Source organism: Acidimicrobiales bacterium, from assembly GCA_035531755.1.
Lineage (GTDB): Bacteria > Actinomycetota > Acidimicrobiia > Acidimicrobiales > UBA8190 > DATKSK01.
The window spans coordinates 1-13089 of the sequence record DATKSK010000061.1; the positions used below are offsets into that span (position 1 = coordinate 1).

16 protein-coding genes are annotated in these 13089 nt (G+C 73.2%); 6 read left to right on the forward strand and 10 right to left on the reverse strand.

What is annotated here, in order from left to right:
• Positions 1 to 691, forward strand: a 691-nt coding sequence (locus tag VMV22_12305; GenBank protein ID HUY23108.1) for a class I SAM-dependent methyltransferase, incomplete at its 5' end; no start/stop codon positions are given.
• A gap of 182 nt (positions 692 to 873) precedes the next feature.
• Here the strand turns inward: VMV22_12305 and VMV22_12310 are convergent.
• The gene (locus tag VMV22_12310) at positions 874 to 1260 is read right to left on the reverse strand and encodes a hypothetical protein (protein ID HUY23109.1); all 387 of its coding nucleotides are present in this window, start codon (positions 1258 to 1260) and stop codon (positions 874 to 876) included.
• Positions 1261 to 1405: 145 nt separating this feature from the next.
• On the opposite strand from VMV22_12310, the gene VMV22_12315 reads away from it, so the two are divergent.
• Positions 1406 to 2443 carry a Ku protein gene (locus tag VMV22_12315; GenBank protein HUY23110.1) on the forward strand — a complete coding sequence of 346 codons (1038 nt, stop codon included), beginning with the start codon at positions 1406 to 1408 and terminating at the stop codon, positions 2441 to 2443.
• A gap of 318 nt (positions 2444 to 2761) precedes the next feature.
• Here the strand turns inward: VMV22_12315 and VMV22_12320 are convergent, their stop codons facing one another.
• The 3 genes from VMV22_12320 to VMV22_12330 form a co-directional block, all read right to left on the reverse strand.
• Entirely contained in the window at positions 2762 to 4078 is a 1317-nt protein-coding gene (locus VMV22_12320) for a lipase family protein (protein HUY23111.1), read from the reverse strand.
• Positions 4079 to 4300: 222 nt separating this feature from the next.
• Positions 4301 to 4636, reverse strand: a complete 336-nt coding sequence (locus VMV22_12325; GenBank protein HUY23112.1) for an antibiotic biosynthesis monooxygenase — start codon at positions 4634 to 4636, stop codon at positions 4301 to 4303.
• A gap of 173 nt (positions 4637 to 4809) precedes the next feature.
• Positions 4810 to 5271: a VOC family protein gene (locus VMV22_12330; GenBank protein HUY23113.1), complete on the reverse strand. Its 462-nt coding sequence runs from the start codon at positions 5269 to 5271 to the stop codon at positions 4810 to 4812.
• Positions 5272 to 5355: 84 nt separating this feature from the next.
• On the opposite strand from VMV22_12330, the gene VMV22_12335 reads away from it, so the two are divergent.
• The 3 genes from VMV22_12335 to VMV22_12345 all read left to right on the forward strand — a co-directional run bounded on the left by VMV22_12335 (position 5356) and on the right by VMV22_12345 (position 7459).
• Positions 5356 to 6117 carry a DUF480 domain-containing protein gene (locus tag VMV22_12335; GenBank protein ID HUY23114.1) on the forward strand — a complete coding sequence of 254 codons (762 nt, stop codon included), beginning with the start codon at positions 5356 to 5358 and terminating at the stop codon, positions 6115 to 6117.
• 76 nt (positions 6118 to 6193) lie between these two features.
• Positions 6194 to 6643: a universal stress protein gene (locus VMV22_12340; protein ID HUY23115.1), complete on the forward strand. Its 450-nt coding sequence runs from the start codon at positions 6194 to 6196 to the stop codon at positions 6641 to 6643.
• A 3-nt stretch (positions 6644 to 6646) separates the two neighbouring features.
• The gene (locus VMV22_12345) at positions 6647 to 7459 is read left to right on the forward strand and encodes a PPK2 family polyphosphate kinase (GenBank protein ID HUY23116.1); all 813 of its coding nucleotides are present in this window, start codon (positions 6647 to 6649) and stop codon (positions 7457 to 7459) included.
• 46 nt (positions 7460 to 7505) lie between these two features.
• Here the strand turns inward: VMV22_12345 and VMV22_12350 are convergent, their stop codons facing one another.
• The 3 genes from VMV22_12350 to VMV22_12360 all read right to left on the reverse strand — a co-directional run bounded on the left by VMV22_12350 (position 7506) and on the right by VMV22_12360 (position 9351).
• Positions 7506 to 7958: an SRPBCC family protein gene (locus tag VMV22_12350; GenBank protein HUY23117.1), complete on the reverse strand. Its 453-nt coding sequence runs from the start codon at positions 7956 to 7958 to the stop codon at positions 7506 to 7508.
• Between the two features lies 1 nt (position 7959).
• Positions 7960 to 8346 (reverse strand): SRPBCC family protein, encoded by a 387-nt coding sequence (locus VMV22_12355; protein ID HUY23118.1) that lies wholly within the window; start codon positions 8344 to 8346, stop codon positions 7960 to 7962.
• A gap of 72 nt (positions 8347 to 8418) precedes the next feature.
• Positions 8419 to 9351, reverse strand: a complete 933-nt coding sequence (locus VMV22_12360) for an LLM class flavin-dependent oxidoreductase (protein ID HUY23119.1) — start codon at positions 9349 to 9351, stop codon at positions 8419 to 8421.
• A 127-nt stretch (positions 9352 to 9478) separates the two neighbouring features.
• On the opposite strand from VMV22_12360, the gene VMV22_12365 reads away from it, so the two are divergent.
• The gene (locus VMV22_12365) at positions 9479 to 10204 is read left to right on the forward strand and encodes a hypothetical protein (protein HUY23120.1); all 726 of its coding nucleotides are present in this window, start codon (positions 9479 to 9481) and stop codon (positions 10202 to 10204) included.
• Between the two features lie 8 nt (positions 10205 to 10212).
• Here the strand turns inward: VMV22_12365 and VMV22_12370 are convergent, their stop codons facing one another.
• The 3 genes from VMV22_12370 to VMV22_12380 form a co-directional block, all read right to left on the reverse strand.
• A complete protein-coding gene (locus tag VMV22_12370) occupies positions 10213 to 10479 on the reverse strand; it encodes a hypothetical protein (GenBank protein ID HUY23121.1) in 267 nt (88 codons plus the stop codon).
• On the reverse strand, positions 10479 to 11270 hold the full coding sequence (locus VMV22_12375) for a PspA/IM30 family protein (GenBank protein HUY23122.1): 792 nt from the start codon (positions 11268 to 11270) through the stop codon (positions 10479 to 10481). The genes VMV22_12370 and VMV22_12375 overlap by 1 nt, the downstream gene beginning before the upstream one ends.
• A gap of 88 nt (positions 11271 to 11358) precedes the next feature.
• Positions 11359 to 13041 carry an AMP-binding protein gene (locus VMV22_12380; protein ID HUY23123.1) on the reverse strand — a complete coding sequence of 561 codons (1683 nt, stop codon included), beginning with the start codon at positions 13039 to 13041 and terminating at the stop codon, positions 11359 to 11361.
• Between the last annotated feature and the right edge of the window lie 48 nt (positions 13042 to 13089).

Consider the following 13089-nt stretch of genomic DNA (forward strand, 5'->3'; position numbering starts at 1 on the left):
GCATCTCGACATTGCCGCGGGCACTGGTGAGCCGGGGCTGACCGTCGCCAAGCTCGCGCCGAGGGGACACGTCGTTCTGACCGACCTTGCGGCTGAGATGCTCGATATCGCGACGCGACGAGCGAACGCACAAGGGATCACCAATGTTGAGACCAAGGTGTGCAGCGCCGACGACCTGCCATTCGATGACGCGACATTCGACAGTATCTCGGTGCGGTTCGGATACATGTTCTTTCCCGACGTCGCCAAAGCGACCGCCGAGTTCGCGCGCGTGCTCAAGCCGGGCGGACGTCTCTGCTCGTCGGTATGGATCAAGCCCGAGGAGAACCCGTGGACGACGATCGCCATGCAGGCAATCGCAGCGGAGGCGGTGCTGGCGCCACCCGACCCGGACGGGCCGACCATGTTCCGGTGCGCTGCCCCGGGATATGTCAGTGCCCTGTACGAGGCCGCGGGGCTGCGCGACGTTGCCGAGTGGAACGTCGACGTCGAACTCGTGACGCGATCGCCAGCGCAGTATTGGGAGATGATCAGCGAGCACGTCTCGCTCGCAGTTGCGGCGCTTCAGCGGGTCGACGAACCGGCGCGGGAGCGGATCGCGAAAGCCGTCATCGCCAAGGTCAGCACCTACGAACAAGACGGCAAGGTAAGGATTCCGGGCGTGGCCCGCTGCATCGTCGGCACGAAGTAGGGACTCCCGAACTGCCGGTCTGACCGAACGCAAGGTGTAGATATGCCGGTGGCGCGCACCCAGCGCCTTGGATCCCAGGCGCCACACGGAGGTGCAGTCCCGCAACGGGGCGAGCCGCGCCCGGGGAAGACCGCCCTGCGTCCGCAGGATTGTGCGGCTCTCACCTCACCTTGCCGGCGAAGTCATGTCGACATGAGGCCCACGGCGCGCTCCGCCATGTCGACGCGCGTCGTCCCCACCGAGCCGGCGGCCCGGGTGAGCAGGCCGTCCACGTACACGGCCACGCTGATGGCGGCCGCCACCGGGTCGGCGACCTGGAGGGGTATCGGCTCGGTGCGCGCGTCGAGCCCGGCCGCGTCCAGAAGGGCAGCGCGTAGGCTGAGCAGCGCGTGACGGGCACCGTGCACGTCGAGGCCGCCGCGACGCATCCACAGGCTCAGCCCGAGCGGAAGCGAGAGGTTCCCCGCGGCGTGATCCTCGGGCCCGAGCACGGCGAGGCCGTGCAGGGCCTCGTGCGCGAAGCGTGTGGACCGCTGTTCGCCGACTTCGTCGGGTTGTGCGCCTGGCACCGGGAACCTCCTGGTCAGCACTCCGTCGGACCCTGTGGCCAGTGTGCTCCCCGGGTGTAACGGGGTGGTGGATCCGGGTAAGTCCTGGTCAGGGGGTCGTGACCCGTGGTTGACTGGTGGGACCCCGCCGGCGAAAGGAGCCGCCATGCCCAGGGCGATCTGGACGGGGTCGCTGAGCTTCGGCCTCGTCAACGTGCCGGTCGGGCTCTTCACCGCAACCGAGGACAAGACCGTTCACTTCAACCAGTTCCAGTCGGGGACGTCCGACCGGATCCGGCAGAAGCGCGTCAACGAGCGCACCGGCGACGAGGTGGAGTTCGCAGACGTGGTGAAGGGGTACGACCTCGGTGGTGGCGAGTACGTGATCGTCACGCCCGAGGAGCTCGAGTCCGTGGAGCCGGGCCGTACCCGCACGATCGAGATCACCGACTTCGTCGACCTCGGGGAGATCGACCCGATCTACTTCAAGTCCTCGTACTACGTGGGGCCCCAGGGCGAGCAGGCGGCGCGCCCCTACGCCTTGCTGCGCGAGGCCATGGCGGCCACGAACAAGGTGGCGATCGCCTCGCTGGTCCTGCGCACGAAGGAGCACCTCGTGGCGATCAGGCCCACCGAGTCGGTGCTCACGCTCGAGACGATGTACTTCGCCGACGAGATCCGTGACCCGGTGAACGAGCTCCCGAACCTGCCCACGGGCCTCGACTTCACCACCCGCGAGATGAACACGGCCAAGCTGCTGATCGAGTCGATGGGCAGCGCCTGGGACCCGGCGGTCTACGAGGACGAGTACCGCAAGCGCGTCGAGCAGCTGATCGACGACAAGCGCCAGGGCACGGTGGTCGTCACCGAGCGCCCTGCCGCCGCCCCGACGCCGGTCGTCGATCTCATGGCGGCCCTGCAGGCGAGCGTGGAGGCCGCCCGCTCGCACCGGCCGGGAGAACGCGTGGCCGACGCCGCCGGCACCGAGGGCACGTCACCGGCCCGGCGCCGGGCCCGGGCGGCCGCCCCGCCACCACCGGCGGCGCCGGGGGTCGACGGGGACCTGTCCACCCTCAGCAAGGCCGAGCTGCAGGCCAGGGCGGCCGCCCTCGGCGTGCCCGGGCGGTCGAGGATGTCGCGTCAGGAGCTCGAGGCGGCTCTCGCCGGCGTCCCCAGGGCGCCGAAGCGGCGCAAGGCCTCGTAGCGGGCGCCTCGGTGCCGCGCCGGGCACGGTGTGCCCGGCGGTGCCCCCCGGGGTTCCCCTGCCCTGGCGACCGGGCGGCCACCGCCGCGCCGCTCGAGTGGTCGAGGATGGCGGAGCTGTCGAGCGACCGCGCCGCCGCCCTCGTGCTGGGCGACCCGTTGGCGGCGGGTTCGACCCCATCCGGGCCGGGCACGACGTGCGACGGGGGCAGGAGCCCCCGGCGTCGGTCGAGTTCGAGGCGGCCGTCGAGCACTACGGCGACCGCTTCGTGGGCGACCGGGGGGACCTCGACCCGCGCCGAGGTCCGTGACGGGGGCGCTACGGGGTGAGGGTGCCGACGTCGCCCGGTCGGCCGCAGGTCGAGGGGGCCGGGCTCCCGTGCAGCCGGTCCGTCATCCACCGGATGATGGCGGGCACCGACACGTTCACCACCGTCCCGTGGGTCGCGCCCGGCACGTGGAGGTAGTCGACCGTGTCGCCGATGGGGCAGGCCATCGTGGTGACGTACCCGTCGGTGAGTGCCGGGGGCACGGTGGTGTCGGCGGTCCCCTGCACGACGAGCATGGGCGAGAGGTTCTTGACCCTCCCCGGGTCGTTCAGCTTGGCGTGGGCCAGCACCACGGGATTGGTGGCGGCGCCGGGCAGGAAGACGTCGCCGGCGGTGAGGTGCCGCGAGGAGATGGCGTTCACCGTGGCGTCGAGGCAGCCGTGGGGCACCACCGACGCGGCGACCTGCTCGCCGGCCGGGGTGAACAGATCCGACAGCGGGAGGTCGCGGTAGGTCCGGGCCCACGTGTACGCCACCGGGATCGTGAATTCCAGGATCCCCTGGCCGACCGACGTGTCCACCACCGACACGATGGTGCTCAGCTCGGTGGCCGGGGCGGCGGCCACCACCCCGGCGACGTGCAGGTCGGGCGCGTAGGTCGGGGCGAGCTCGCCGGCGAACAGTGCGGCGTGGCCGCCCTGTGAATGGCCGTAGATGATGACGGTGCTCGAGGTGTGCGTGCCCGGGAGGCGGTGCGCGGCGCGTGCCGCGTCGAGCACACCGCGTCCTTCGCTGGCGCCCAGGAGGTACGGGTGGATGCCGGGGGTGCCGAGGCCCTCGTAGTCGGTGGCGGCGACGACGAATCCGGCGCGCAGGTAGCTGGCCAGGCCGGGCACGAGGTACGGCCCCACCCCGCCCTGGGACGTGAACAGCGACGGGGCGCAGATCCCCGTGAACCCCGTGGTGCCGTGGGCCCACGACAGGATCGGGAAGCCCCCCGCCGGCGCCGGGCCGCCGGGCACGACGACGTAGCCCGACTCCGGGATGTCGTCGCCGTAGATCGAGCGCGAGTGGAACAGCACGCGCCACACCGTCGCCCCGGCGGGGACACCGGGGACGCCGGTGACCTTCTCGGTGCGGATGATGGTGCCGGGCGCCGCCGCCGGGAGCGGGCGCGGCGGGCTGTAGAACGCGGGGATGCCCGTGGCGTTGACGTCGGCGGCGACCGTCTTCGTGCCGGAGGACGCCGCCGCCGACGGCGTGGTGCCGCCCCCGCAGGCGGCCAGGCCCAACGCCGCGGCACCGAGGGCGGCGCCGATCGCCAGCCGGTACCGCGCCGGCCGGACGCGACGTGGGTGCGGTCTCATGGTCCCCCTTCCGGCTCCGGTGCGCGTCGGAGCGGGCGGGAGCACACTACCGCTGCGACGTCGGCGTCCCCGGTGACTCCTCGCCCACCTCTCGACGCCACCCCGGGCCCACCGGGATGACCATGCAACCCGGGGACCGCAGCCCGCGGTGGGTCCACGGTGCCGGTGTCCCTCACAGGAGCCGCCGGCCACCACCCCGCCACCACCCGGCCGCAGGGCCCGTCAGTCGGGGAAGTGCCGCTCGGCGACCACCTGGCCCACCGAGATGGAGTACGAGGCGTAGAAGCGCTGCCGCCCGAGCCGCTGGGCGGCGCGGTGCTCCGGATGGTCACGCCAGGCGTGCTGGTCCTCCAGGGTGGCGAACGTGATCACCGACACGCGCTCGCCGTCGCTCGCCTCGAACGTCTTGAAGTCCACGAATCCCGGCATCGCCCGGGCGAGGTCGAGCATGCGGGCCGCCGTGTCGTGGTACTCGGCGCCGGCCTCTGGTCGCAGGCGTGAGCGGAAGACCGTGACCACCACTGCCGCGGGTTCTCCCTCGGATGCGCCCTCGTGCACGTCGGTCAAAGGGTCGCTTCGGGTTCTTCGGCTGTTTCGAGGTGATCGGGCTGATCTGGGGAGCATGGCTGCTGGTCAGGACTCCACCAGTCCGGCGGTCCGGTGTCAAGGATCCGAGCGCCGCGTCGTCGGGGCGACGGCCCGTGGTGCCCGGCCCGGCGAAGGTCCGCGGCCTACAGCGCCAACGGCCGGATGGGGCTGAACACCAACGTCGGGTCGGTCCGCCAGTCGACCCCGGGGACGTCGATGTAGAGCTCGATCTCGTTGCCGTCGGGGTCTTTGATGTACAGGCTGTGGGTCACGGCGTGGTCGCTGGTGCCGACGACGGTGACGCCGGCGGCTTCGACCGACCGCAGCGCCTCGCGCAGCTCGTCGTCGGAGTCCCCGACCTTCAGGCCGAAGTGGTACAGCCCGAGCCGCCGCCCGGGCGGGAGGGCCTGGGCGTCCTCGCCGACCTCGATGAGCAACAGCTCGTGGTGCGTCCGGTTGGCGGGCGCGGAGAAGGCCGCGGCGGGGAAGCCGAGCTCCACGGTGGGCGCCAGCTGCCGCCACCCGAGCACGTCGCGGTAGAACGTCGCCGACCGCGCCAGGTTCCGCACGTACAGCACCAGGTGCCCGAGCTCCTTGACCTCCACCGCGCCTCCGATCCTCGTCCGGCCGTGCAGGACAACCGTGGGCGGCCACCGGCTATTCCGCGCCCGGCCCGTATGCTCGGCGCGATGGACGTCTCGGCCGAGGAGATCCGGGTGCTCGGGTGCTTGGTCGAGAAGCAGCTCACCACACCCCAGCAGTACCCGCTCACCTTGAACGCGCTGGCGTCGGCGTGCAACCAGGCCTCCAACCGCGACCCGGTCGTGGCGTACGACGAGCCGACCGTCGAAGCCGCCGTCACCAGGGCCAAGACCAAGGGGCTCGCCGGGTTCGTGCACCCTGCGCACGGCCGATCGGCCCTGCGCTTCCGCCACGCCCTCGACGAGGCCCTCGGTCTCGGCGACCGGCCGCTGGCGCTGTTGGCGGTCCTCATGCTCCGAGGCCCGCAGACCCCGGGGGAGCTGCGCGGGCGGACCGAGCGCATGGTCCCGTTCGCCGACCTGCGCGAGGTCGAGGCCGAGCTCGCCGCCCTGGCCGGCCGCGCCGAGCCCCTGGTCGCTCGCCTGGCGCGGGTTGCGGGCCAGAAGGAGGACCGCTACGCGCAGCTGCTGGGCGGCACCGCCGAGCCTGGGAGTCGCCCCGCTGCCGCGGCGACGCCGGGCGCCGCGGGCGACGGGGCCGGCGGGGCCGCGCCCTCGGGCGGGGGCCCCGACGTGGGCGATGACGCCACGACCGCCGTTCGGGGCGAAGACGGGCCGGCGGCGGGGACGTTCCCCGGCGGTCTTCGAGCCGACGTCGAGCGACTCCGGTGGGAGGTGGAACGCCTGCGGGCCGAGATCGACGGGCTCCGGCGTGACCTCGACGACCTGCGGGGACAGCTCGGGGCCTGACGGCGCGTGGCGCCGCGCCGCGCGTGCGGCTCCGGCATGATGGGACCGACCACGGCAGAATGCGGACGGAGGATCCATGGACAGTGCAGGCCGGACACCGACGATCGTCGTGGGCGTGGACGGGTCCGAGCCCTCGCGCCGGGCCCTGAAATGGGCCGCCGGGCAGGCGCAACGCACCGGCGCCGAGCTCAACGTGGTGACCACCTGGGAGTACCCCACGACCTTCGGCTGGGCCCCTCCCTACCCGCCTGCATTCGACCCCGAGGGCGACACCCGCGCCGCGCTCGAGGAGACGGTCAACGCCGTGTTGGGGCCCGAGCCGTCGGTCCCCGTGCGCCTGACGGTGGTGGAGGGCCACCCCGCGCCGGTGCTCACCGAGCAGGCGGAGGGCGCGGAGATGCTCGTCGTGGGCAGCCGCGGCCACGGCGCCTTCATGGGCATGCTGCTCGGGTCGGTGAGCGAGCACTGCGCGTCGCACGCGTCGTGCCCCGTGGTCGTCGTGCGTCACCCAGAGGATATGCAATAGCAGGTGCGCGCCGTCGACCAGTGGCGGGTGCGCCCCGGGGAGACCGTGCGCCTCGACCGGCGCGACCCGGCGTCTGTCGCCGGCGCTCCCGGCGACAAGACCGCGACCGAGCAGGCCACGCTTCCGCTGCACGAGGAGCTCTTCGGGATCCAGGACCGTCTGTGGGCCGAGTCGACGCACTCGGTGCTGGTGGTGCTGCAGGGCCTCGACGCGTCGGGGAAGGACGGCACGATCAAGCACGTCTTCCGGGGTGTGAACCCCCAGGGCACCAACGTGGCATCGTTCAAGCAACCCACCCCGGAGGAGCAGGCCCACGATTTCCTGTGGCGTGTCCACCGGCGCACGCCCGCCGCGGGCGAGATCGCCATCTTCAACCGGTCGCACTACGAGGACGTGCTCGTGGTGCGGGTGCACGGCCTCGCGCCGGAGAAGGTGTGGCGGGCCCGCTACGACGAGATCAACGCCTTCGAGCGGTTGCTCGCGCGCGGCGGCACCACCACGGTGAAGTTCTTCCTGCACGTCTCCTTCGAGGAGCAGGGTCGGCGGCTCCGGGACCGCCTGGAGCGGCCGGACAAGCGCTGGAAGGCCCGCGCCGCCGACTTCCTCGAGCGCGGACACTGGGACGCCTACCAGCGGGCCTATACCGAGGCGATCGAGAAGACCTCGACGGACGTGGCGCCGTGGTACGTCATCCCCGCCGACCACAAGTGGTACCGGAACTGGGCGGTCAGCCAGGTGCTCCTCGCCACGCTCGAGGAGATGGCCCCGCGCTATCCGGACCCCGCACCGCCCGACCTTCCCGACGGCGTGACCTGAGCCCGCTCGGGGGCGCCGCCCCCGTCACCGGCCGCCGCCCCGAGCCTCAGGCGCTGCCCGTGGCGCCGCGCTCCGCGTACCGGCAGACGCGCACGGCGAAGCCCCGCACCATGCGCCGGAGTGCGAAGCGAAGGGCCGGGCCCGTCCCCGGGACCAGCGGCTCGAGCTCGCAGCGCCATGTCACGAGCGTGCCGCCCCCGTCGTCGTCGAGGTGCACGTCGGCGCGGTAGTAGCGCACCGGGAGCCCGCGCACGGCGACGTAGCCGAGATGGCGCGGCGGGTCCCACGCCACGACCTCCTCCTGGCTGCCGCCGGGGCCGACGGCGAAACGCCGCAGCGCCCCGACCCCGTCGGGGGGCGGGTCACCCTCGCGCAGGAGGGACGTGCGTGTCATCCACGCCCATTCCTTCCAGCGCGCCACCTCGCCCACCAGCGGCCAGACCACGTCCACGGGCGCGGACGTGCGTGCCGACGCCTCGAATTCGTAGCGGCGAGTCACGTCACGTCGCGGACAGGTGGTCCTTCAGCGCCTGCAGGCTCTGCTGGTACACCTGGTGCATCATGTCGGTCATCTCGTCGGGCTCGACCTCCACGTCCCAGGTCACGTGGGACGTGGCGCCTGCACCGCTGACCGCGATGGTCGCCCGGTGGTTGCCGACGGGCACGCCGCCGGCGATGCCGTAGACGAGCACCCGATCATCGTCGTCGCGCCGCTCGAGCCGCTCGATGACCTCCATGCCCATCATCTTGATCACGCGGTCGTCGCCGTCCAGTTGGCACGACTCGACCCCCGGCATCCAGCCGGCGATCCCGCCGAAGTCACCCACGACGGCCCACACCGCGTCGGCGGGGCGGTCGATGTCGATCTCTGCACGTGCCTTGCCCACTGCTCCTCCATCGTCCAGGCGGCCATCCGCCGTCGTCCAGGCGGACAGCAGCATGCCACGGCCCCGCGCCGGTCAGGTCTGCAGGTCGAGCAGACCTCGGGCGAGGTCCTCGAGCTCGTGGCGCCAGGACGGCGGCGCCACGACGGGGCGCACCACGAACTTGGAGAACCCCACGTCGACGAACCGCTCGATCAGGCCCCGGAGCTCGTCGAGCCCGTTGGGCACGAGGTCGCGCACCGCCACGTCGGTGGGCGTCCCGCCCGCCGACGACGGTCCGTCGGTCCTGCCGGCGCCCCGTCGGGCGGCGACGCGGCGGACGAGCTCGGCCGGGGGGTTCCCCCTCGTGTAGCCGATGCTCACGCCGAAGTGCTCGGGGTCGATGCGCCTGCCGGCGGCGTCGGCCGCCTCCTCGACGGCCCGGCGACCGGCGGCGGCCTCGTCGGGGGTGCACAGTGCGGGCAGCCACCCGTCGGCGAGGGCACCGGCGCGTCGGAGCGCCCCGGGGGCGGTGCCGCCGAGCCACACGTCCAGGGGGACCTGGAACGGCTTGGGCTCGACGGTGACACCGTGCAGGGCCCAGGTGGCGCCCTCGTGCTCGACGCGGTCCTCGGTCCACAGCCGTCGCAGCAGGGGGAGGGCCTCGTCGACGGCGCGGCCCCGGTCGCCGGCGCGCACCCCCATGGCGTCGAGCTCGGCCGGCAGGCGGAGTCCCAGGACGAAGGTCACGAGGAGCCGGCCGCCGGACAGGCGGTCGAGGGTGGCGAGCTGCTTGGCCAGGCGCACGGGATTGCGCCCCGGGAGGACCAGGGTGGTCCCGATCTTCAGGCGGGCCACCCGGCCCGCCGCGAACGCCATGGCCGCCAACGGGTCGTCACCGGGGACGGTGAGGACGTCGGACCACCACAGCGAGTCGAACCCGACCTCCTCGAGGTCCTCCACGAGCGCGCCGAGCACGTCGCCGGACATGGCCGCGGTGCCCGTGCCGATGCCGATGCGGACCTTCACCGCAGGTCCCCGGCGCGGTCGGCGTCATGCATGGTCGCGAGGGTAGCGGCGCATGTCGCTGGTAGCGTCCCGCACCGCAGCGGACAGCACCGCAGCGGACAGCACCGCACGACAGGGGAGCGAGACCATGAACGCCGAAGAGGCCGCCCGCGCCACCACGGACGCCGTCGTCTATCTGCCCGCCGGCTTCATGCTCGACGGCGCCACCTACGCCCGGGGCGCCGAGCTCGGGTTCGACGGAATCGACTTCTACACCGCGGGCCGCGGCGGCGCGCTCGGGGACGTCCACGGGTCGGTGGTCGCCGCCGCCTTCGTCTTCTTCAACCCGACGTCGGTCGTGGAGGCGTGGGACCGGACCGCGCCGGTGATGGCGCGTGGCGAGGCGGCGGGCGAGTTCGCGGGGTGCCTGCGGACGTGGGCGCAGGCACACTTGGCGGACGAGGTGGACTACGCACGCCTGGCGGCGCTGACGGCGCGGGTCCTCGACGCCGCCTCGCCGTCGGCCGCACCGCTCTTCGCGGCATGGCGGGTGCTCCCCGAGCCGGCCGAGCCCAAGGCGCTGGCCCTGCACCGCCTCAACGTGCTGCGCGAGTTGCGGGGTGCCATCCACGGCGCCGCCATCGTGGCGTCGGGCCTCCAGCCGCTCGAGGCGGTGCTCGTCAAGACCCCGTTCATGGCCGGGCTCTTCGGGTGGCCCGAGCCCTACCCCGACGTCGACGAGCGGCGCGCCCAGTGGGAGCAGGCCGAGCACTCCACCGACCGTGTCCTCGCCCGTGCGTACGGCGCCCTCGACGAGAGCGAGCGCTCCGAGCTCGTCGACCTGATGGTGACGGCCCACAAGGGCGCCGGCTGAGCGACGCCTCAGGCCCCCTGGGCCAGGAGGTCGCGCACCTCCGCCAGGGTCGAGCCCTCGTGCGGCACGACCAGCTCGGAGGTGCGGACGTCGTCGGCGGCGACGAGCGTCCCGGTGTGCCGGACCTGGCCGATGAGGTCCGCGAGGGTCCCGGAGAACTCGGCCTCGTCCCCGCGCTCGAGGGCGTCGACCAGTTGGGCGTCGAGTTGCTCGATGGCCGGCAGGTCTGCCTCCGGCACGTCGTAGCGCGCCTCGCCGAGGATGCGGACGATCATCAGGCGTTCCCTCCTTCGCCCGACGCATCGCCGCCGGGCGCCGTGTCGGTTCCGGGGGCGGTGCCGGCGGCAAGGCCCGGGCTCTCGGCTCCTGCGCCGACCTGCGCCTTCAAGGCGGCGAGCTCGGCGTCCACCTGGCCTGCCCTCGACGTGGCGTCGAGCTGCTTCTGGATGTCGTCCCCACCGCCCCCGAGGGCGTCGGGGAGCGCCCCGGTGTCGAGGAGCTCGTCGATGGCCCCGGCTCTCGCCTGCATCTGGGCGATCTTGTCCTGGGCCCGGTCGAGCGTCATGCCGGCGTCGGTCATCGACTCGGAGATGCCCGACACCGCCTCCCCGATGCTGGCCTGGGCCTTGGATGCGGTGTAGCTGGCCTTCAGGGTCTCCTTCTTCGTCCGGAAGGCGTCGACCTGGGTCTGCAGGCGGGTGGCGGTGGTCTCGAGCTGCTGCTGCTGGGTCTCGACCTGCTGGTGCTGGGTGCCGAGGCTCTCGAGCTGCTCGGCCAGGGTCGCCCGTCGGGCGAGCGCCTCGCGGGCCAGGTCCTCCTGGCCCTGCCCCAGCGCCTGCTTGGCCTGGTCCTGCAGCTTCTGTGCCTGGGCCTGGAGCTGGGAGGCCTGGAGCTCCAGGCGCTTGCGGGCGGTGGCGACGTCGGCCAGGGCGCGGCGCACCTTCTGCAGGTTCTCGACCTGCTTCTCGTAGGAGAGGTCGAGCATGTCGGCGGGGTTCTCGGCCTTGTCGAGGGCCTTGTTGGCCTTGGCCTGGAGGATCCCGGACAGCCGCTTCATCACACTCATGCGTTGTGCCTTTCTGGTGTTCTCCGGTCGTGATCAGAGCACGTCGGGGACCCCCCGTCGAGAGCGGGCACCGCGGGGCGCCGCCCCGTCACCGGCTCGTGGCGGCGTCGAGGAGGTGGGCGCGGCCGTGCCGCTCGAACTCGGCGCGCAGGGCGTCGCGGTCCTCGTCCGACAACGGCCGGTAGTGCAGCGGGCCGCGTCCCGGGCTCCAGAACACCGGGTCCGTGCACCGCCAGCCCTCGTCCGCCAACGACGTCTTCGTGATCTTGCCCGTGGCGGTCAGAGGGAGGCCGGGCGACAGCCGGACGAAGCGCGGCGACCACTTGGTGCCGAGGTCGGCCTGCGACGCCAGGAAATCGGCGAAGGAGTCGGGGTCGAACCGGCTGCCGGGGCGCATCTCGAGCGCCACCATCACCTCGTCGCCCGAACGGGCGTCGGGCACGGCGTAGACCGCGGCGGCGGCCACGTCGGGGTGGCGCTCCACGATCCGCTCGACCGGCGCCGCGGCGAAGTTCTCCGAGTCCACCCGCAACCAGTCGCCGCGCCGTCCCGCGAAGTAGAAGAACCCCCGCTCGTCGCGGTAGCCGAGGTCGCCGGTCCAGTACCAGTCGTTGCGCAGGCGTTCGGCGTCGCCCTCGGCGTTGTGGTGATACCCCTCGAAGCCGCGCCCACCGCTGCGGTTCACGATCTCGCCGATGGCGACGCCGGCGTTGTCCAGCCGTCCGGCGTCGTCGAAGCGCGCCCGGGGGCATTCAGCCATGGTCCGGGGGTCGAGCACGGCCACGTCGTCGGTCGGCAGGGGGAGGCCGAGCGAGCCCGGGGGGGTGTCGGGCGTGACGTTGATGGCGGCGCCCCCCTCGCTCGATCCGTACCCTTCGACGAGCGCGCACCCGAAGCGACGCTCGAAGATGGCGCGGTCGGGGGCCGAGGCCTCCGTGCCGAACCCCTGCCGGAGGGTGTTCTCGGCGTCGTCGGGCCGCTCGGGCGTGGCCAGGACGTAGGCGAGCGCCTTGCCCACGTAGGTGAACCGCGTGGCGCCGAACCGGCGGATGTCGTCGATGAACCGGGAGGCGCTGAAGCGCCCCGCCAGCGCCACCGACGCCCCCACCGCCAGCGCCGGGGCCCACAGGGCCATGACGGCGTTGCCGTGGAACAGCGGCATCGGGCAGTAGCAGACCTCGTCGCGCTCGAAGCCGTACGCCGTGGCGGCGCGCCCCGCGATGGCGGCCAGGCGTCCCTGGGTGCAGCGCACCGCCTTGGGATCGCCGGTGGTCCCCGAGGTGAAGAGCAGCAGGAGCAGGTCGTCGGGCGAGGGCGCGGCCCACCCGTCCACGCCCGGGGCGGCGGGCGTCGCATCCGCCGCCGCCCGCGCCGCCAGGCGGGCGCCGTACTCGTCGCCGTCGACACGCAGGACCGATCCCGGGGCGACACCCAGGTCGAGTCCGGCCAGCACGCCCGCGCCGGCTTCGTCGGTGACGAGGAGCCCGCAGTCGGTGAACCGGATGTCCCGGGCGAGCTCCTCCCCCCGGCGTGTGGGGTTGATGCCCACCACGACGGCTCCGGCGAGCGCCGCGGCGCCGAGCCAGAAGAGGTACTCGGGGACGTTGTCGAGGAGGACCCCGATGTGGAACGGCCCGGGCCCGCGCATCCCCGCCGCCAAGGCCGCCCTCCGGGAGCTCTCGTCCACGACCTGGCGCCACGTCCAGCGCGCGTCGCCGAAGAGGAGACCGGGCCGGTCGTCGTCGGCCCGGGCGTGCAGGAGGTCCGCCACCGTCGCCGCCGTGGGTGGCGCCGCCGTGGGTGGCGCCGCCGTGGGTGG

What these genes read in the sequence shown, in the direction of transcription:
- VMV22_12315 (HUY23110.1), top strand. Translation starts at nt 1,406, where the DNA reads ATGCCCAGGGCGATCTGGACGGGGTCGCTGAGCTTCGGCCTCGTCAAC.
- VMV22_12320 (HUY23111.1), bottom strand. Translation starts at nt 4,078, where the DNA reads ATGAGACCGCACCCACGTCGCGTCCGGCCGGCGCGGTACCGGCTGGCG.
- VMV22_12335 (HUY23114.1), top strand. Translation starts at nt 5,356, where the DNA reads ATGGACGTCTCGGCCGAGGAGATCCGGGTGCTCGGGTGCTTGGTCGAG.
- VMV22_12340 (HUY23115.1), top strand. Translation starts at nt 6,194, where the DNA reads ATGGACAGTGCAGGCCGGACACCGACGATCGTCGTGGGCGTGGACGGG.
- VMV22_12365 (HUY23120.1), top strand. Translation starts at nt 9,479, where the DNA reads ATGAACGCCGAAGAGGCCGCCCGCGCCACCACGGACGCCGTCGTCTAT.
- VMV22_12370 (HUY23121.1), bottom strand. Translation starts at nt 10,479, where the DNA reads ATGATCGTCCGCATCCTCGGCGAGGCGCGCTACGACGTGCCGGAGGCA.
- VMV22_12375 (HUY23122.1), bottom strand. Translation starts at nt 11,270, where the DNA reads ATGAGTGTGATGAAGCGGCTGTCCGGGATCCTCCAGGCCAAGGCCAAC.